Here is an 18934-nt window from a genome sequence, read left to right on the forward strand (position 1 = left end):
TGAATCGGCGCATGATCTTGTCGCCAAACCGTGCACACTTTGGCGGATCATGCGCTGGCACGTCCCGCGAATTGTTCGTCGCGTTCTTCGGCATCGTCGCGCAGACGCTGCGTGAGGTCATCGGGCCGGAATGGTCTGATGACATCGACGCGGCGTGGCGGACATTGCTCGGCGACATCGAAAGTCTCGTTGCAGCGCAGTGAAGCGACGAGCACCAAAGTTTCCCTGATCTCATTGATACGGACGATCAAGTCATCCGGTGGCGGAACCGCGCCGAGTGTGAAAGACTGCCTCGATCCGCGGTGCGTGCAGTCGACGCCGACGGCGATAACAAAGACAAAACGAGGGAGCAAACGATGTCCGGAACTGACAAATCCGCAACGACCAGACGCGATCTTCTTCAGGCGGCCGGCGCGGCTGGCGCAGCGACCGCCCTGCTCGGGGGGCTGGGCATAAACCCGGCGCTGGCGGCAGCCACACGCTCGGAGAAACCGCTGAAGGCGGCGTTCTCCAACGCCGGCCTGCAGGCGACCTGGTGCGCCCAGGGCAAGCAGGCGGCGGAATGGTGGGGCAAGCTGTTCAACGTCGAGGTCACCTGGTTCGACGGCCAGCTCGACGCCGTCAAGCAGCGCGCCGCGATCGACAATATGGCCTCGCAGAAATGGGATTTTGTCGCCATCCAGGCATTCGGCATCGGCACGCTGACCCAGCCGGTGCAGAAGATGATCGACGCCGGCATTCCCGTGATCGACATGGACACGCTGATCGCGCCGCTCGACCAGATCAAGGTGCATTCGTTCCTGGCGCCCGACAATGAATTCATGGGCGCGTCGGTAACCCAGGCGCTCTGCAACGCCATGGGCGGCAAGGGCAAGATCATCATGACGCAAGGCGCGCTCGGCCATACCGGCGCACAGGGCCGCGCCAAGGGTTTTGAGTCCGTCGTCAAGCAGTTCCCGAACATCGAGGTGCTCGACACCCAGCCCGCCGATTGGGACGTCTCGAAGACAGCTCGGCTATGGGAGACCTACCTGACGAAGCACCCGCAGATCGACGCGGCCTTCTTCCACAATGACGACATGGCGCTGGCCGCCTACAACATCATGAAGGCGCGCAACCGCACCAACATCCTGATCGGCGGCGTCGACGCCATGCCGCCGGCGATCCAGGCGGTGAGCGAAGGCCGTATGTTCGCGACCGTGCGCAATCCCTCCTGCCGTATCCATGGCGGCGCCATCGTCGCCGGTGTCGCCGCGGTGACTGGAGGCGAGAAGAGCGGACAGGGCATTCCGAAGCACGTCATCACGGACGGACCGGTCGTGACCAAGGCCAACGCCGCCGGCATGCAATGGATGGAGGACCACTTCCTGATCTGAACCAGCATGCCCGCGGGACAACAGCCCATCCTCGAACTGCAAGAGATCACGAAGGCCTTCGGCGGCGTCGAAGCCCTTCGTGGTGTCGATTTCGCGCTGACCGCCGGCGAGATCCACGGTCTCGTCGGCGAGAACGGTGCAGGCAAAAGCACGCTGATGAAGATCATCGCCGGCGTGCATGCGGATTTTTCCGGCCGCTTCATCCTGGACGGAAAGGAAACCCGATTCCGGTCGGTGCGCGACGCCCATGCTGCGGGTATCGCCATGGTGCATCAGGAACTCAGCGTGGCGCCCGACCTGTCGGTGGCCGAGAACGTCTTTCTCGGCAACCAGCCGACCAACCGCCTCGGCTTCGTGCAATGGCGGCGCATGGCGCGCGAAGCCGGCGAGCAACTCAAGCGGTTCGGCATCGACGTCGACCCGATGTCACGGCTCGGCGACCTGCCGATCGGGTTGCAGCAACTGATCGAGATCGCCCGCGTGCTGTTCTCGGGCGCGCGCATCATCATCCTGGACGAACCGACCTCGGCGCTATCGCCGCCGGAAGTGGAGCGGCTGTTCGCGACGCTGAAGCGGTTGCGGGACGAAGGCACCAGCATCGTCTTCATTTCGCATTTCATCGAGGACATCTTGCGCGTCTCCGATGTCGTGACCGTGTTCCGCAACGGCAGGAAGGTCGCGGAAACCAGGGCCGCCCAGACCAGCAAGTCCGCCCTGATCGAGGCGATGATCGGCAAGGGCCGCGAGGCGCTGGAGGAGACCTATACGCACGACATTATGCTGCCGCCGGCCGCCGAAAGGCCGGTCGTGCTGAACGCGAACGGGCTCTCGCTCTCCCGCAGCCTGCGCGATGTTTCGTTCGACGTCCGCGCCGGCGAAGTGCTCGGCATCTACGGTTTTATGGGATGCGGCCAGCTCGAACTGGCGCGAATCCTGTTCGGCAAACTCAGACCCGATCAGGGCTCGCTGACGGTGGCAGGCGACCAAAAGAGCTTTCGCAGCACGGCCGATGCGCGGCGCGCCGGGATCGCCTTCGTGCCCGAGAGCCGGCGCGACATGCTGTTCCACCAGGAGCCGGTCTACAAGAATATCTCGATCAGCGTCCTCGACCGGATTTCATCCCTGCTGCTCAAGCCGTCGCGTGAGCGCGAGATCGCCACGCGGCAGGTCGACCAGTTGCGGATCCGCCCGGCGGCGGTGGAGCTCGATCTCGGCATGCTGTCCGGCGGCAATCAGCAGAAGGTGGCGCTGGCGAAATGGCTGAGCTACCCGCCGCGGCTGCTCGTGCTGTGCGAGCCGACCCGCGGCATGGACGTCGGCGCCAAGGACGACGTCATCCACATCGTCAGGGATCTGCGCGCCAAAGGGCTCGCCGTCATCGTGCTATCCACCGAGCCGGAGACGGTGCTGTCGCTCGCCGACCGCGTCATCGTGCTCAAGCGCGGCGCGGTGGTGCGGGAGTTTTCCAACGAACGGATCAGCAAGGACCGCCTGCTCGAGGCGGCATGAGGAGAGCGACATGACGACCGGTGACAGCGTGACAGTCGCGGCAGATCGCAAACGCCCGCACCGGCTCGCCGCGATACTGCGCTCCCAGATGCGCAACATCGCGCCGTTCCTGACGCTGATCTGCCTGTTTTCGTTCTTCGCGGTCGCAAGCCCCTCTTTTGCGACGCTCGACAATTTCGGCAACATCCTGACGCAGATTTCGGTTACCGGCATCATCGCCGTCGGCCTCACCTTCGTAATCCTCTGCGCCGAGATCGACCTCTCGATCGCCGCGATCGCCAACGTCACCGGCATCGCAGTTGCCTATTTCACGCTGCAGGAATCCTACGTCAACATCGCCAACGTCCCGATGCCGGGGTGGGCCGCGATCTTGTTGGCGCTGGCGCTCTGCGCCCTGCTCGGCCTCGTCAACGCGTTCGGGTTGACGGTCATCGGCATCCCCTCCTTCATCATGACGCTGGCAATGATGCAGATCGCGGCCGGCATCTCGGCGCTACTCGTGCGCGGCCAGATCGCCTACAAGGTGCCGCCGCTGGTTACCACGCTCGGATCGACATCGATCGGCGGCATTCCCTGGATCGTGATCGTGGCAGCGCTGATGCTGCTCGGCGGTCATCTGGTGCTGACCTACACCCGCTTCGGCCGCTACGTCTACATGGTTGGCGGAAACCGCGAGGCCGCCGAATATTCCGGCCTCAACGTCAAGCTCATCCTCGGCAGCGTGATGGTGATTTCAGCCGTCTGCGCCGGCATCGGCGGCATGCTCGGCGTCGCGCATTTCGGCAGCGCGCAGCAGAACGAGTTCGACACTTATTTGCTGGACTCGATCGCCGCCGTCGTGGTCGGCGGCACCAGTCTCTTTGGCGGCCGCGGCGGCATCGGCAACACCATCGTCGGCCTGTTCGTGCTCGGCGTCCTCAACAACGGCCTCGACCACGTCAACATCGACAGTTTTCTGAAGATTTTGATCCGCGGCCTGATCCTGCTGGCGGCGCTCATCATCAACGTCTATGCGCAGCGGCTGCGGGAGAGGACCGCCGAATAGGACTGCGGTGTCGCTCGCTTTACTCCCCGGCTTTGGCTTCGGCCATGGCCGGAGCTGCGATCTTTTCCTTCATTTCCTCGCAGATCTTGCGGACTTCCGCCGTCAACAAAGAACAGCTCTCAATTTGAACGAAGACGCGTTTGGCCTCCGCGCGGTAGCGCGCCGCGGTTTCCTTCAGTTCTTCGGTCACCACGAGCGCCTCGCGAGTCATGGCCTCGCACTGCCTGGCCTGTTCCATGAGTTCAACGCCCAGGGCCTCGATGTCCTTTGCCGCAGCTTCGTATTCGCGAACGACGGCTTCCGCCGACAGCCTGCCGATCTCCGTGGCCCCATCGTTGTGCTCCACATAATCCGGCATCCCCAAATCCGGAGCGCGCACGGAGGGCGGCGCGAATTCGGTCGGCCCGGATTCGTGGGGCGGAAATTTGCGAAACTCTTTTTCAATCTCGCGCTCAAGATCGATCGCATCGAGAATCGGCGGTTTTGCTACCCGTACCATGGGAATGCTCCCTGAATGAAAAATGTGAGCAGAGACAACAACTGTCTCGAAAAATGCAGCTTCGACGGTTAGCTTGCCTGTGGAAGCGAGCAAACCAAATCCCTTGAGTAAGCTTGTTAGTTAACCTTGATGTCCGCGCTGGCGGTTAATTCTGGAACCATCGAACGCTTGCCGTCGTGGCTATTTGCGCGCGTTTCAGGCTTGAAGATTTGATCGGCGGTATGATCCTGCTGGCGGCTATCATCAACGTCCATGCGCAGCGCTTGCGCGAGCGGACCCCCACTTAGAGCAACCGTCCCCGCGGGGGGCATCAACCGAAATCCGGCTGCCAGTCGAGAATCTCGCGCGCCGCTTTTGTCACGGCGCCGATCGTTGGAAATGAAGCCGCATCCACCATCATCGCCCGCGCCAGCCGCAGGCTGCGCGCCTCGGAGATCGCCCGCCGCTTCGGGTCTTCGATCAGTTCGAAATCGATGTTGTGGGCCAGTCCCAGAATGCGGCGGATGATTTTCGCGGCCGAGAAGCCGACGGTGTCGCGGAACAGCCGCGCCATGTAGGCCTGCCGCTCGGCCTCCAGACGCGCAGCTCCTGCCTCGCCGGGAAACAGCGTTCGCGGATAGGCGTCGCCATGGCCTTCCGTGCGCCAGAGTTCGAGGAACTCGCGGGCGAACTCGTTCCAGACGTCTTCGATCGTTTCCAGCACCCAGGCCTCGAACAGCCGCCGTTCGCCCACCGCGCGTTCGTGACCGGCGGACGCCAGGTAAGCCATCAGGAGATTGGCGATGACCGCGCCGACGTCGAAGCCCATCGGTCCATAGAACGCAAATTCAGGATCGATCACCATGGTTGCGCTTTCCGTCACCATGATCGAGCCGGTGTGGAGGTCGCCATGAATCAGGGCTTCCGGAGAGGCCATGAATTTGAGCTTGAGCCGCGATATCGCAATATGCAGGTCGAGGTCTTCTCGAAAAGCCGCGGCAGTGGCATCAAGCCACGGCTGTGTCCAGCGGTTCTGCTCGGCCTGGCGGTAGGGATCGGTGAAGATCAGGTCCTCGGTGATCTTGCAGAGCGCATGGTTGCCGGCGAAGGCGGCAATCCCCTCCTTCTTGTGCGCGGCCGTCACCGCCAGATCGGACGAGAAAAACAGCGTCCGCGCCAGAAAGGTCGTGATGTCTCCGACAAAGCGGGGATAGAGCGTGCCGGCCACCAGCCCCTTGCGCATAATGATATGCGGCTCGAGCAATTCCATGACGACAAGCGCCACCCCCTCGTTGTGGTGCAGCACATCAGGCACCAGACCGGGCGCCAGCCGCGCCTGATGCGTCAGCGCCAGATATTCGTAGTGCGAGCGCGACAGCGGCAGCGGCCAGCTCTCGCCGACGAGGCGGACGTAAGGCAGCGCCTGCTTTACGGCGATGCCGCCCGCAGCCCCCTTGACGATGAACACAAGGTTGAGGTTGCCGTCGCCGACTTCGCTGATCGACCATGAGGCCGGTGCGCCGCCGAGCCATCCGGCGACCTCCGGAAGTCCTGCGAGGTAATCCCGCAGATCGGCCTCGTGAAGAATTCGATACTCGGTCTCCCGCGGATCAGCCAATGATCGGCGCTGTGAACTCATCGTGGTCTCCCCCCGTTGCCGGCGCCGGGAGTTGCGGTTCACTCCCGTTTCAGGAACTTGATCCGGCCTTTCTTGGCTGGATCATAGCCGCAAGGCGTTGCCGGCGGCCAGCGCGTTCACCGTCCACAGTTGTCCCAACGTCTCAAATGAGCTGCGCGAGCCAGATGGTGTGGCCGCCGCAGTCGAGATCTTCGGCGATATACGCCACCACGCGAAACCCGTTCTGATCGAGCAATGAACGATATTCGGCGGGAGCGAGGCTCGCATGAAACAGCGGCTCGCCTGCAAAACTCCCGATTGCCTCGCCATGCACGGGACCGCTGGTGAACATCAGCGCCGCGTTCGGCGCTGCGTGTTCGCGAAACAGCGGAAACATCCGGCGCTGATCGTCGTAAGACAGATGAAAGAAACTGTCCCACGCCAGGATTCCGGAGAATTGCCGCTGCAAGGCAAGCCGACGCATATCGGCCACGATCCATTCCTGCTTGGGAAAATGCTTTCGGCAAACCTCGATCATGGTCGAGGAGGAATCCACGCCAGTGACGGGATGACCAAGCCCAATCAGATAAGCAGCCATCGGCTCGCCGGCGCCGCAGCCGAGATCGAGGATCGGGCCCGCCGGCGGCAACAGCGCCCGGAAACGGTCAAGCCAGGGCTTTTCAATAAGTTTGGTACGTGCCCGACTCTCGATCCAATCCAGTGCCTTGCGCTGGTACAGATCGATGATCCCTTCGGCTTCTTCCGACGCCATTTGCGAACTCACGCACCACGTAATCGCCAGCGCCTAGAATGTTTCCCGTTCCAGGAAGTTCGAGCCGATATCGGCCTTTTTCTTGATCGGGTCATAGTCGCAAAACACGCTATCGGCGACTAGCGTGTAGCTCGGGATGATCGTGTCCTTGTTCAGCTTCACGGAGGTCAGGCCAATGACTGCGGTCCGCTTGCCATCGATCCATTTGAATGGGGTCGTGCTCTGCGCCCTCTCGCAGGCCGCGACCGCATCGGCGAAGACGGAGCTCTCAACGAAGGCTTTCACCGTCCGAAGCTGCCCCAGGATTTTCCAGTTCATGTAGAACGATCCGGCAAGGCCGGCGGCGAGCAGGACAACAAACAATAATAAAATGCGCTGAAAATTCATTGATTTCCCCCAGGTGGAACTGACCCGGCGGCACAACTAGCCGATCCAGCCGGATTTGTCAGAGCCGGAATTTACCAATGAAATCGGCCAGCGGGCTATTGTCCCGATCGCCCGGATGTGACTAACGGTATCATCCGGCCTACATGATCGGATCAGGGACATCCGATGACGACTGACGATCTGGAAACGATTGCATTGCGGCCCACCGTCATTGGCGGCGCCCGCCAGGACGACGACTTTGAGGTGGTCTGGCGCGGCTTCCCGGTCGGACGGATCATGAAGCAGGCGGACGGCCCGCACTGGTGGTGGGCCTGCACGGTCTATGGGCTTCCCCCGACCCCCAATGACCGGGGGCCCGCCATCAATTTCAAGGACTGCCAGGTCCGCTTCCGGCTCGCCTGGGCCAGAATCCGGCCCACACTAACGGACGAAACCATCCAGACCGCAACGCGGCACGCCCAAGGGCTGCTGCAGCAACAAACGGCGAAGGAAGAAAAGCCCAAGGCGCCTGAACCGCTTCAGATCATGAACAACCATCGCGCGGCGCCCCGGCACCGGGTATTGAAGGCAGGATCGATCGAGTTCAATGGCGGCGTCATCGACTGCACCATCCGGAACGTATCTGATACGGGTGCCGCGATTGAAGTTGCCAGCCAACTCGGCATTCCCGATAGCTTCTGGTTGGTGATCTCGGGCACTCACACGCGTCGCTACTGCCGGGTTGCCTGGCGAAACGAAAAACGAATTGGCGTCGCGTTCGACTAGCGCCTTTTCAGATCGCGCCGGATCAGAACGGCAGACCCATCAGCTTCGACAGCCGCTCGATATTCAAAAGCCCCTGGTGATAGGCCCACATTCCGATGCCGAACACCACGCCCGAGATCAGCGTGGTCCAGAGCAGCTTCCAGCCCATCCGCGCCATCACCGGCGCGCCGGGGTCGGTGCCGGGCGCGCCCTCGCCGTCCTCGTGCTGGCTGCGGACGCCGAACGGCAGCGTCACGAACAGCACGACCCACCAGAGCACGAAGTAGATCGCAAGCGCGGTTGAGATGCTGTAGGCCATCAGAGCTCAGGCCTGTTCGATTTCGACGAGCGCGCCGGAGAAATCCTTCGGATGGAAGAACAGCACCGGCTTGCCATGGGCGCCGATCTTCGGCACGCCGTCGCCGAGCACGCGCGCGCCCTCCGCGATCAGCTTGTCGCGCGCGGCGATGATATCAGGCACATCGTAGCAGATGTGATGGATGCCGCCGTCGGCGTTGCGCTCGACGAACTTGGCGATCGGCGAGGCGTCACCGAGCGGCTGGATGAATTCGATCTTGGTGTTGGGCAGCGTCACGAACACGGTGATGACGCCATGCTCCGGCAGCGGCACCGCGCCGGAGATTTCGGCGCCGAACGCGCCGCCATAGATTTTGGCAGCCTTTTCCGCATCCTTGACCGCGATTGCCACATGATTGAGCCGGCCCAGCATGACGCCCTACTCCCTACTTCGTTTCCGGCGGCCAGCCGCCCGGACGCTTTCTACCTCAAACCACCAGAACATGAACGACGCAAATCGGCTTCTTGCCCCATTGCTCGTTGATGACCGCCCGCACCGCGCGGCGGACCGATTCCGCTGTGGCGTCCGGATCGCGCCGCCGCGCCCGCGGCAGGCCTTCGACGGTCGTGACCACCGTATCGAACACGATCTCGTCGATGATCTCGCCAGCCGCATTCTTCTCGGGGACGCCGACGAGATCAACCTCGGGATCGTCGGCCAGCTCGCCCTTGTCGGTCACGGCGATTGCCACGAAGGCGCATCCGGCGAACCCCATCCGCCGCCGTTCCACCACGGCGCGGGATTTGGAATCCTCCAGGATCGCGCCGTCCTTGTAGATCCGGCCCGACGGCAATTCGTCGATAATAGCGGGGTCGCCGGGGCCGAGCCTGACCAGATCGCCATTGCGGCAGGTCAGCACCTTCGGCACGGCGGCGGCGCGGGCGAGCTTGGCATGCTCAGACAAATGCAGCGCCTCGCCATGGACCGGGATCAGGATCTGCGGGCGCACCCAGGTGATCATGTCGCGCAGCTCGTCGCGGCGCGGATGGCCGGAGACGTGGACGAGATCGGTACGGTCGGTGATGACCTCGATCCCCTGCGCCACCAGCCCGTTGATGATGGCGCCCACCGCCTTCTCGTTGCCGGGGATGGTGCGCGAGGAAAAGATCACGCTGTCGCCTTTGTTTAGCGTCACCTGCGGATGGTCGTTATTGGCGATCCGGGCGAGCGCTGCCCGCGGCTCGCCCTGGCTGCCGGTGCACAGCGCCAGCACCTTGTCCGGCGGGAAATGGCCGTAGTAGTCGGCGCCGCGGAAATTCTGCACGCCTTCGAGATAGCCGGTCTCGCGGGCCACCTGCACCACGCGCTCCATGGCACGGCCGACCACGACCACTTCGCGATCGGCGGCCTTGGCGGCGTCCGCAACCGCCTTGAGGCGCGCGACGTTGGAGGCGAAGGTGGTGACGGCAACGCGGCCCTTGGCGGCCATCACCAGCTTGGCAATGGTGGCGGCGACCTCGGTTTCCGAGGGCGAGCGTCCGTCCCGCACCGCGTTGGTGGAATCGCCGACCAGCGCCAGCACACCGGCATCGCCGAGCTCCCGCAGGCGCCGCTCATCGGTCGGAAGGCCGATGATCGGCGTCGGATCGATCTTCCAGTCGCCGGTGTGCAGCACGGTACCTGCGGAGGTGTGGATCGCCAGCGCATGTGACTCTGGGATTGAATGCGCGACCGGGATGAATTCGACGGTGAACGGCCCGAGATTGATCCGGCCACCCGACGGAACCACCGTTACCGGGATTTTGGGCGGATTGCGCTCGGCGGCGCATTTGGCCTCGAACAGCGCGGCGCTGAATTTGGTCGCATAGACCTTGCATTGAAGTTTCGGCCAGAGGTCGATGATGGCGCCGAAATGATCCTCATGGGCGTGCGTCAGCACCAGGCCCATCAGGTTGTTGCGCTCTTTCTCCAGGAAGCTGATGTCAGGCATGATCAAATCGATGCCCGGCAGGTGCTCCTCGTCGCCGAAGGAGACGCCGAGATCGACCGCGAGCCAGGAGCGCTGGTGGCGGTTGCCGAGCCCATAGATCGACAGGTTCATGCCGATCTCGCCGACACCGCCGAGCGGCGCAAAGGTCAGTTCATCCGGCCGCGCCATCAGGCCGCTCCCACAGACGCCGCGGCGCCGAAATAGACTTCGCCCGCGGCGATCGGAATACGCTTGCCCTCGGCCGTGCGGACGATCAGGCAGCCGGTTTCATCGATGGTATCGAACGCGCCTTCGACCGTCGCGGCTCCGGTCTGGATCGCGACCCGCTCGCCAAGTCCGAACGCGCGCTCCAGCCACAGTTTTCGAATTTCGGCAAAGCCACGGCCATTGTCCCAGATGCCGCGGAACTCGGCCCAAGCCTCCGACAGTGCCGTAAACACTTCCTCCGCGCTGACGCTGACGCCGAGCGCGGCCAGCGAGGTCGCCGGCGTCGGCGTGCCCTCAGGCGCGGCAATGACGTTGGTACCGATACCGACTACCACGGCTAGGCGATTGCCGGCCACAGCCTCGGCCTCCAGCAGGATGCCGGCGAGCTTCTGCCCGTCCGCCATGACGTCATTGGGCCATTTCAGGGCGTATCTCAGAGGCTCGGCGCCGGCGCGGCGCAAATTGGCTTCGATGCTGAGCTTCTGCAGCGCGCTTTCCAGCGAAAGCCCTGCGGCAAAACCCAGCGTGGCGGCGACACCGGGAGAGACGTCCATGATTTCGAGGATGCTGCTGGCGAGGCTGCCGCGCGGCGCGATCCAGGCGCGCTGCCGGCGGCCTCGGCCCGCCGTCTGCTCCGTTGTCACGAACCACATCGGGCCGCGCTCGCCATCGCGGGCTCGGGACATGGCTTCGGCGTTGGTCGAACCGATCCGGTCGAAGGCGGCGAGAGCGTAGCCCGTCGATGAGGCCCTGGGACCGAGTGCGAAGGTCATCCTAGAACAGCGACTTCGCTGCCGCCGTGGCGACGCTGACCAGCGGCCCCGGATAGACGAAGAAGAAGATGTTGAAGATGCCAGCCACCGCCAGCACCGTGCGCAATTCGATGCGCATCGGTTCGATCTGGCCGGCCGGCTCGTCGAAATACATCACCTTGACGATGGTGAGATAGTAGAACGCGCCTACCACGCTGGTCAGCACGCCGATGACGGCGAGCGTGAACAGGCCCGCCTTGATCGCGGCCACAAACACGTACCATTTGGCGAAGAAGCCGGCGAGCGGCGGAATGCCGGCCAGCGAGAACAAGAGCATGGCGAAGAAGAACGCCAGCATCGGATTGGTGCGCGAGAGCCCGGCGAAGTCGCTGATCTGTTCCACCGCCTGCCCGTTCCGCTTCATGGTCAGGATGACGGCAAAGGAGCCCAGCGTCATCGCCACATAGATCGCGATGTAGATCAGAACGCCCTGCGCGCCCTCCACCGTGCCCGATGCAAGGCCGACCAGCGCAAAGCCCATATGGCCGATCGAGGAATAGGCCATCAGGCGCTTGATGTTCTTCTGCCCGATCGCGGCGAACGAACCCAGCGCCATCGAGGCGATGGCGACGAAGACGAGGATCTGCTGCCATTGCGGGACGATGCCGGGGAACGCGGTGAGCGTCACGCGGGTGAACACCGCAAGCGCGGCCACCTTCGGCGCGGAGGCGAAGAACGCCGTCACCGGCGTCGGCGCGCCTTCATAGACGTCGGGTGTCCACATGTGGAACGGCACGGCCGAGACCTTGAAGCAGAGGCCGGCAAGCAGGAAGACGAGGCCAAACACGATGCCGACGCTACCGGTCTTCACAGCGGCTGCGATGCCGGCAAAATCGACCGTGCCGGTGAAGCCGTAGATCAGCGAGGCGCCGTAGAGCAGCATGCCCGACGAGAGAGCGCCGAGCACAAAGTACTTCAGGCCGGCCTCGGTGGACTTGGCGTTGTCGCGGTTCGAGGCGGCGACCACGTAGAGCGCGAGCGACATCAGCTCGAGCCCGAGATAGAGCATGATCAGGTCGGCGGCCGAGATCAGCACCATCATGCCGAGAGTGGAAAGCAGCACCAGGATCGAATACTCGAAGATGCGCCGCGACGGGTCGGACAGGAACTCCGTCGACAGGATCAGCGCCGCCGCCGAGCCGATGATGGCGAGGATCTTCAGGAAGCGGGCGAAGTCGTCGACGATGAAGCTGCCACCGAAGGTCGTGAGCTTGCCGGCCGGTAGCATCAATACCAGCGCGCCGGTGATAACCAGCAGCACCACCGCGAGCGTGGTGACGAGCCGGGTCGTATCCTGCCCGCGATAGGCACCGAGCATCAACAGCGCCATGGCGCCGACGGCCAGCACCAGCTCCGGCAGCACCGGCAGCAACTGATAACCTGCACTTGAGAAGCTCATGGCCTTCTTATCCTTGACGCGTCTTCTTCATGCGAACCGGCTTCCACTTCGCTTGAAAACGCTACGTTATTGCGCGACCAGCGCGGCTGCCTTCACGGCAGTCACGGCGGCATTGTAATTATTGACGAGTTGCTGAACCGAGGCGGCCGACATGTCGAGCACCGGCTTCGGATAGACGCCGAACAGGATGGTGAGGAACACCAGCGGCATCAGCGTCAGGCTTTCGCGGGGCGTCAGATCCTTGATGCTGGCGAGCGACGGCTTGGTCAGCGCGCCGAACACCACCTTGCGATAGAGCCAGAGCGCGTAAGCAGCCGACAGGATGACGCCGAGCGTGGCAATGGTCGCGGTCGGGATCGAGACCTTGAAGGTGCCGAGCAGCGTCATGAATTCGCCGACGAATCCGCTCGTGCCGGGCAGACCGACATTGGCCATGGTGAAGACCATGAACACCATCGCATAGAGCGGCATCCGGTTGACGAGACCGCCATAGGCCGCGATCTCGCGGGTATGCATGCGGTCGTAGACGATACCGACGCAGAGGAACAGCGCGCCGGAGACGATGCCGTGCGACACCATCTGGAACACGCCGCCGGCGACACCCTGGGTCGTACCCGCGAAGATGCCCATGGTGACGAAGCCCATATGCGCCACCGACGAATAGGCGATCAGCTTCTTGATGTCTTCCTGCATCAAGGCCACCAGCGAGGTGTAGACGATGGCGATTACCGACAGCGAGAAGATCAGCGGCGCAAAATCATGCGACGCCAGCGGGAACATCGGCAGCGAGAACCGGAGGAAGCCGTAGCCGCCCATCTTCAGGAGGATCGCGGCCAGGATCACCGAGCCCGCGGTCGGCGCCTCGACATGCGCATCCGGCAGCCAGGTGTGCACCGGCCACATCGGCATCTTCACCGCAAAGGAGGCAAAGAACGCCAGCCACGCCCAGGTCTGCAAGGACCGCGGCACCGCGGTGTTCATCAGCGTCGGGATGTCGGTCGTCCCGGCATTCCAGTACAGCGCCATGATGGCCAGCAGCATCAAGACCGAGCCGAGCAGCGTGTAGAGGAAGAACTTGAACGACGCATAGACCCGGCGCGGGCCGCCCCAGACGCCGATGATCAGGAACATCGGGATCAGGCCGCCTTCGAAGAACAGATAGAACAGCACGAGGTCGAGCGCCGAGAAGGTGCCGACCATCAGCGTTTCCAGAAACAGGAACGCCATCATGTATTCGCGCACGCGCACTGTGACGGACTTCCAGCTCGCTATGATGCAGAACGGCATCAGCGCGGTGGTCAGGATCACGAACGGCAGCGAAATACCGTCGACGCCCATGTGATAGGTGATGCCGCTGGCGAGCCAGTTCGCCTTTTCGACGAACTGGAAATCCGCACTGGCGGCGTCGAAGCGCCAAACCAGGATCAGCGACACCGCGAAGGTGACCAGCGTGGTCCACAGCGCGATCCAGCGCGCATTGCGCCGCGCCGCTTCATCATCGCCGCGGGTGAGATAGATCGCCACCGCGCCGATGACCGGCAGGAAGGTGACGACCGAAAGGATAGGCCAGGTTGTCATTACTGGCCTCCCAAGCCGAACATGAACCAGGTGATCAGCCCGGCGACGCCGATCAGCATCGCGAAGGCATAGTGATAGAGATAGCCGGTCTGGATCTTCACCACGTTGCGGGTGACATCGAGCACGCGCGCCGAGACGCCATCCGGGCCGAAGCCGTCGATGACGAAGCCGTCGCCCTTCTTCCACAGGAAGCGGCCGAGCCACTTCGTCGGGCGGACGAAGATGAGCTCATAGAGCTCGTCGAAATACCATTTGTTGAGCAGGAACTGGTAGAGCATCTGGTGCTCGCTGGCGAGCTGGACCGGAATGTACGGCCGGCGGATGTAAAACAGCCATGACACCAGGAAGCCCACCACCATCATCACCGTCGGCAGCAAGGCGATGGTCTGCGGAACGTGATGCATTTCATCAATGATGTGCGGGTGCATCTTGAGCGACTCGCGGAAGAACTCTTCCACGCCATGGCCCGCGAACACTTCCTTGAACGGGAAGCCGGCCAGGATCGAGCCGGCGGCAAGGATGCCGATCGGGACCAGCATCCACATCGGCGCCTCGTGGGCGGCCTCGTAATGGTGCCGGTCATGCGGCTCGCCGTGGAACGTCTTGAAGATCAGGCGCCACGAATAGAACGAGGTCAGACCGGCCGCGATCACGGTCATCGCGAATCCATAATAGGCGAACGGATTGTGCGCGACGTAGGCGGACTCGATGATCGCATCCTTGGAGAAATAGCCGGCCGTGAGCGGGAAGCCGGTCAGCGCCAGCGTGCCGATCACCATCACGCTATAGGTGTAGGGAATCTTGTCCTTCAGCCCACCCATGTTGCGGATGTCCTGCTCGTGGTGCATCGCGTAGATCACCGAGCCGGAGCCCAAGAATAGCAGCGCCTTGAAGAAGGCGTGGGTGAACAGGTGGAACATTCCCACCGAATAGGCCCCCGCCCCCATCGCCACGAACATGTAGCCGAGCTGCGAACAGGTCGAATAGGCGACGATGCGCTTGATGTCATTCTGGACAAGACCGACGGTTGCCGCAAAGAACGCGGTGGTGGCGCCGAAGAACATCACGACGGCCTGCGCGTTGGGCGCCAGTTCGAACAGCGGCGACAGCCGCGCCACCATGAACACGCCGGCGGTCACCATGGTCGCGGCGTGGATCAGCGCCGAGACCGGGGTCGGGCCTTCCATCGCGTCCGGCAACCAGGTGTGCAGCAGGAACTGGGCCGATTTGCCCATCGCGCCCATGAACAGCAACAGGCAGATCAGGGTCAGCGCATCGGCGTTCCAGCCGAAGAAGTTGATGGTCTTGCCGGTCAGCCCAGGCGCGCCTGCGAAGATCGTCTCGAAATCGGTGGTCTTGAGCAGCATGTAGACGGCGAAAATGCCGAGCGCGAAGCCGAAATCGCCGACGCGGTTGACGATAAATGCCTTGATCGCCGCCGCATTCGCCGAGGGCTTCTGATACCAGAAGCCGATCAGGAGGTAGCTGGCGAGACCGACGCCCTCCCAGCCGAAGAACAGCTGGACCAGGTTGTCCGCGGTCACCAGCATCAGCATCGCGAAGGTGAACAGGCTGAGGTAGCCGAAGAAGCGCGGCCGGTACGGATCCTCGTCCATGTAACCGATGGAATAGAGGTGCACGAGCGACGAGACAGTGGTGACCACCACCAGCATCACGGCGGTCAGCGTATCGACGCGGAGCGCCCACGACACCTGCAGATCGCCGGAATTGATCCACGGGAACAGCGCGATGCGGGCGTCATGGTGCATGAAGCCGACATCGACCAGCGCCACCCAGGACAGCGCCGCCGAAACGAATAGAAGTCCTGTCGTGATCAGTTCGGCAGCGCGCGAGCCCTGAGCCGGCGGCTCGGAAACGTGATGGTCGTCGTGGCCGTGATCGTCATGACCATGGTCGTCATGTGCTTCCGCCGCGTGGGAGTGATCGCCATGCCCGTGGGCATGTTCCACCGTGTCGCCGCTCGGGTTGCGCGCATGCGCCCCGAAGATCGCGATCAGCCCCGCCAGAATGGCGCCGAGCAGCGGCAGGAATACTATGGCCTGATACATGCCCCGCCCTAACCCTTCATCAGATTGACGTCTTCAACCGCGATCGAACCGCGGTTGCGGAAATAGACCACCAGCACGGCCAAACCGATCGCGGCTTCCGCAGCCGCAACCGTCAGCACCAGCAGCGCGAACACCTGCCCGACGATGTCGCCGAGGAAGGTCGAAAACGCCACCAGGTTGATGTTGACGGCGAGTAGGATCAGCTCGATCGACATCAGGATGACGATGATGTTCTTGCGGTTCAGGAAGATGCCGAGGATTCCGACCGTGAACAGGATGGCGCCGACCGCGAGATAGTGTCCCAGACCGATCGTCATTTCACCCACTCCGCCGCGTCCGAATCCTGCAGCCCCTGCCCCGACGCCACCTTGCGCACGGCCATCGCCAGTTCCGGCGTCCGCGCGTTCTGCACGTTGATGTCCTGCCGCTTGACCTTCGCCTTGTGGCGCAGCGTCAGCACGATCGCGCCGATCATGGCTACCAGCAGCACCATGCCGGCGATCTGGAAGTAGTGGATGTACTTCGTATAGAGCACCAGCCCGAGCGCTTCGGTGTTGCTGACATTGGTCGGGATCGCCGCCGTGATCTGCTTGGCGGTATCGGGCTTCATGACCCATCCGCCCGCGACCAGCAGCAGTTCGGCAAGAAAGATGCCGCCGATCACCAGACCGATCGGCAGATACTCGATAAAGCCCTCGCGCAGCTCGGTGAAATCGACATCGAGCATCATGATCACGAACAGGAACAGCACCGCGACCGCACCGACATAGACCACGATCAGCATCATGCCGAGGAATTCGGCGCCCATCAGCACGAACAGGCCGGAGGCGTTGACGAAGGCCAGGATCAGATACAGCACGGAGTGCACGGGATTGCGCGAGACAATCACCATGACAGCCGAGGCCACGCAGACGCCGGCGAACAGATAGAAGAACAGCGCGGGAAGGATCATGCGAATGTTCCTCTCGTCATTCCGGGGCACGCGAAGCGTGAACCCGGAATCTCGAGATTCCGGGTCTGGTCCTTCGGACCATCCCGGAATGACGTTGAAATCTGGATCATGCCCTCACCTCACCGGTACGGCGCGTCGAGCTCGATTGCTTTCGCAATCTCGCGTTCCCAGCGATCGCCATTGGCGAGCAGCTTGGCCTTGTCATAGTAGAGTTCCTCGCGGGTCTCGGTCGCGAATTCGAAATTCGGTCCCTCGACGATAGCGTCCACCGGGCAGGCTTCCTGGCACAGGCCGCAATAGATGCATTTCACCATGTCGATGTCGTAGCGCACGGTGCGGCGGGTGCCGTCGTTGCGGCGCGGGCCGGCCTCGATCGTGATCGCCTGCGCCGGGCAGATCGCCTCGCATAGCTTGCAGGCGATGCAGCGCTCCTCGCCGTTCGGATAGCGGCGCAGCGCGTGCTCGCCACGGAAGCGCGGCGAGATCGGGCCCTTCTCGAACGGATAGTTCAGCGTCGGCTTCGGCTTGAAGAAATAGCGCATGGCGAGAAAGAACGCCGATACGAATTCGCTCAAGAGAAGCGCACGGGCCGTTGCGTTGACGTTGACACTCATGATGGCCTCACTTCGGCGCAATGCCGGCGAATTGCAGCACGGCGGCCACAATCACCACCATCGCCAGCGACAGCGGCAGGAACACCTTCCAACCCAGCCGCATCAGTTGATCGTAGCGGTAGCGCGGCACGATCGCCTTCGCCATCGCGAACAGGAAGAACATGAAGAACAGTTTCAGCGCGAACCACACCACGCCTGGGATCCAGGTAAACGGCGGCAGCGCCACCGGCGGCAGCCAGCCGCCGAGGAACATGATCGTCGCCAACGCGCACATAGTGGTGATCGCGACATATTCGCCGAGCATGAACAACAGATACGGCGTCGAGCCGTATTCGACCATGAAGCCCGCGACCAGTTCGGATTCCGCTTCCACCAGATCGAACGGCGGACGGTTGGTCTCGGCCAGCGCCGAGACGTAGAACACCACGAACATCGGGAACAGCGGCCACACATACCAGTTCAGGATGGTGAGTTGCGGCAGCCCGATCAGGCTGGCGAAGCCGCGGGCGTTCTGCGCTTCCACCACCGCCGAGAGGTTGAGCGAGCCGGCACACAAGAGCACGGTGATAATGACGAAGCCGATCGAGACTTCGTAGGACACCATCTGCGCCGCCGAGCGCAGCGCGGCCAGGAACGGGTACTTCGAGTTCGACGACCAGCCGGCCATGATGATGCCGTAGATCGACAGCGACGAGATCGCGAAGATGTAGAGCACGCCGACGTTGATGTCCGAGATCACCCAGCCGAGATCCATCGGGATCACCGCCCAGGCGGCCAGCGCCAGCACGCACGATACCAGCGGCGCCAGCAGGAACACGCCCTTGTTGGAGCCGGACGGGATGATCGGCTCCTTCAGCACGAACTTCAGAAGATCGGCGAAGGATTGTAAGAGGCCCCATGGGCCGACCACGTTGGGGCCGCGGCGGATCTGCACCGCCGCCCAGATCTTGCGGTCGGCGAGCAGGATGTAGGCGATCGCGATCAGGAGAACGACGAGCAGCAGGACGCTCTGCGCGACCATGACGATCAGCGGCCAGAGAAAGCCGGTCCAGAACGGGCTTGCGAACAAATCAGCCATCAGATCAC

At 62.9% G+C, this 18934-nt stretch carries 21 protein-coding genes; 5 read left to right on the forward strand and 16 right to left on the reverse strand.

Annotated features, from left to right (window positions below; all coding sequences use genetic code 11):
• The first annotated feature begins 11 nt into the window (after positions 1 to 11).
• The 4 genes from ACH79_RS34260 to ACH79_RS34275 all read left to right on the forward strand — a co-directional run bounded on the left by ACH79_RS34260 (position 12) and on the right by ACH79_RS34275 (position 3930).
• Entirely contained in the window at positions 12 to 203 is a 192-nt protein-coding gene (locus ACH79_RS34260; protein ID WP_161854893.1) for a globin, read from the forward strand.
• A gap of 153 nt (positions 204 to 356) precedes the next feature.
• Positions 357 to 1376 carry a sugar ABC transporter substrate-binding protein gene (locus tag ACH79_RS34265; RefSeq protein ID WP_161854894.1) on the forward strand — a complete coding sequence of 340 codons (1020 nt, stop codon included), beginning with the start codon at positions 357 to 359 and terminating at the stop codon, positions 1374 to 1376.
• A 6-nt stretch (positions 1377 to 1382) separates the two neighbouring features.
• Positions 1383 to 2885 carry a sugar ABC transporter ATP-binding protein gene (locus ACH79_RS34270; RefSeq protein WP_161854895.1) on the forward strand — a complete coding sequence of 501 codons (1503 nt, stop codon included), beginning with the start codon at positions 1383 to 1385 and terminating at the stop codon, positions 2883 to 2885.
• A 10-nt stretch (positions 2886 to 2895) separates the two neighbouring features.
• Positions 2896 to 3930: an ABC transporter permease gene (locus ACH79_RS34275; protein WP_161854896.1), complete on the forward strand. Its 1035-nt coding sequence runs from the start codon at positions 2896 to 2898 to the stop codon at positions 3928 to 3930.
• 19 nt (positions 3931 to 3949) lie between these two features.
• On the opposite strand, the gene ACH79_RS34280 is transcribed toward ACH79_RS34275, so the two are convergent.
• The 5 genes from ACH79_RS34280 to ACH79_RS34300 form a co-directional block, all read right to left on the reverse strand.
• Positions 3950 to 4429, reverse strand: coding sequence for a hypothetical protein (locus tag ACH79_RS34280; protein WP_161854897.1), 480 nt, complete (start codon positions 4427 to 4429; stop codon positions 3950 to 3952).
• A gap of 116 nt (positions 4430 to 4545) precedes the next feature.
• A complete protein-coding gene (locus ACH79_RS34285) occupies positions 4546 to 4683 on the reverse strand; it encodes a hypothetical protein (protein WP_161854898.1) in 138 nt (45 codons plus the stop codon).
• 56 nt (positions 4684 to 4739) lie between these two features.
• Positions 4740 to 6047: an S-methyl-5-thioribose kinase gene (gene mtnK / locus ACH79_RS34290; protein WP_161854899.1), complete on the reverse strand. Its 1308-nt coding sequence runs from the start codon at positions 6045 to 6047 to the stop codon at positions 4740 to 4742.
• Between the two features lie 142 nt (positions 6048 to 6189).
• Positions 6190 to 6798 (reverse strand): trans-aconitate 2-methyltransferase, encoded by a 609-nt coding sequence (locus tag ACH79_RS34295; RefSeq protein ID WP_161854900.1) that lies wholly within the window; start codon positions 6796 to 6798, stop codon positions 6190 to 6192.
• Positions 6799 to 6831: 33 nt separating this feature from the next.
• Positions 6832 to 7185 (reverse strand): hypothetical protein, encoded by a 354-nt coding sequence (locus ACH79_RS34300; RefSeq protein WP_161854901.1) that lies wholly within the window; start codon positions 7183 to 7185, stop codon positions 6832 to 6834.
• A gap of 525 nt (positions 7186 to 7710) precedes the next feature.
• Between ACH79_RS34300 and ACH79_RS34305 the strand changes: the two genes are divergently transcribed.
• Complete coding sequence (locus ACH79_RS34305) at positions 7711 to 7950, forward strand: PilZ domain-containing protein (protein WP_161856704.1); 240 nt, start codon at positions 7711 to 7713, stop codon at positions 7948 to 7950.
• Between the two features lie 22 nt (positions 7951 to 7972).
• Here the strand turns inward: ACH79_RS34305 and ACH79_RS34310 are convergent, their stop codons facing one another.
• The 11 genes from ACH79_RS34310 to nuoH all read right to left on the reverse strand — a co-directional run bounded on the left by ACH79_RS34310 (position 7973) and on the right by nuoH (position 18926).
• Positions 7973 to 8248: a DUF1467 family protein gene (locus ACH79_RS34310; protein ID WP_065750677.1), complete on the reverse strand. Its 276-nt coding sequence runs from the start codon at positions 8246 to 8248 to the stop codon at positions 7973 to 7975.
• A gap of 6 nt (positions 8249 to 8254) precedes the next feature.
• Complete coding sequence (gene mce, locus ACH79_RS34315; RefSeq protein WP_161854902.1) at positions 8255 to 8659, reverse strand: methylmalonyl-CoA epimerase; 405 nt, start codon at positions 8657 to 8659, stop codon at positions 8255 to 8257.
• Between the two features lie 55 nt (positions 8660 to 8714).
• Entirely contained in the window at positions 8715 to 10385 is a 1671-nt protein-coding gene (locus tag ACH79_RS34320; RefSeq protein WP_161854903.1) for a ribonuclease J, read from the reverse strand.
• Positions 10385 to 11197, reverse strand: a complete 813-nt coding sequence (locus ACH79_RS34325; protein WP_161854904.1) for a biotin--[acetyl-CoA-carboxylase] ligase — start codon at positions 11195 to 11197, stop codon at positions 10385 to 10387. The genes ACH79_RS34320 and ACH79_RS34325 overlap by 1 nt, the downstream gene beginning before the upstream one ends.
• 1 nt (position 11198) lies before the next feature.
• Positions 11199 to 12635, reverse strand: a complete 1437-nt coding sequence (gene nuoN / locus ACH79_RS34330) for an NADH-quinone oxidoreductase subunit NuoN (RefSeq protein ID WP_161854905.1) — start codon at positions 12633 to 12635, stop codon at positions 11199 to 11201.
• A gap of 66 nt (positions 12636 to 12701) precedes the next feature.
• Positions 12702 to 14213: an NADH-quinone oxidoreductase subunit M gene (locus tag ACH79_RS34335; protein ID WP_161854906.1), complete on the reverse strand. Its 1512-nt coding sequence runs from the start codon at positions 14211 to 14213 to the stop codon at positions 12702 to 12704.
• On the reverse strand, positions 14213 to 16282 hold the full coding sequence (gene nuoL, locus ACH79_RS34340) for an NADH-quinone oxidoreductase subunit L (protein WP_161854907.1): 2070 nt from the start codon (positions 16280 to 16282) through the stop codon (positions 14213 to 14215). Before nuoL ends, ACH79_RS34335 begins: the two co-directional genes overlap by 1 nt.
• 8 nt (positions 16283 to 16290) lie before the next feature.
• Positions 16291 to 16599, reverse strand: coding sequence for an NADH-quinone oxidoreductase subunit NuoK (gene nuoK / locus ACH79_RS34345; protein WP_161854908.1), 309 nt, complete (start codon positions 16597 to 16599; stop codon positions 16291 to 16293).
• Positions 16596 to 17234, reverse strand: coding sequence for an NADH-quinone oxidoreductase subunit J (locus ACH79_RS34350; RefSeq protein ID WP_161854909.1), 639 nt, complete (start codon positions 17232 to 17234; stop codon positions 16596 to 16598). Before ACH79_RS34350 ends, nuoK begins: the two co-directional genes overlap by 4 nt.
• A gap of 119 nt (positions 17235 to 17353) precedes the next feature.
• On the reverse strand, positions 17354 to 17848 hold the full coding sequence (gene nuoI, locus ACH79_RS34355) for an NADH-quinone oxidoreductase subunit NuoI (RefSeq protein ID WP_057840541.1): 495 nt from the start codon (positions 17846 to 17848) through the stop codon (positions 17354 to 17356).
• A 7-nt stretch (positions 17849 to 17855) separates the two neighbouring features.
• Entirely contained in the window at positions 17856 to 18926 is a 1071-nt protein-coding gene (gene nuoH / locus ACH79_RS34360) for an NADH-quinone oxidoreductase subunit NuoH (RefSeq protein ID WP_161854910.1), read from the reverse strand.
• Positions 18927 to 18934: the final 8 nt, after the last annotated feature.

This window comes from Bradyrhizobium sp. CCBAU 051011, assembly GCF_009930815.1.
Taxonomy (GTDB): domain Bacteria; phylum Pseudomonadota; class Alphaproteobacteria; order Rhizobiales; family Xanthobacteraceae; genus Bradyrhizobium.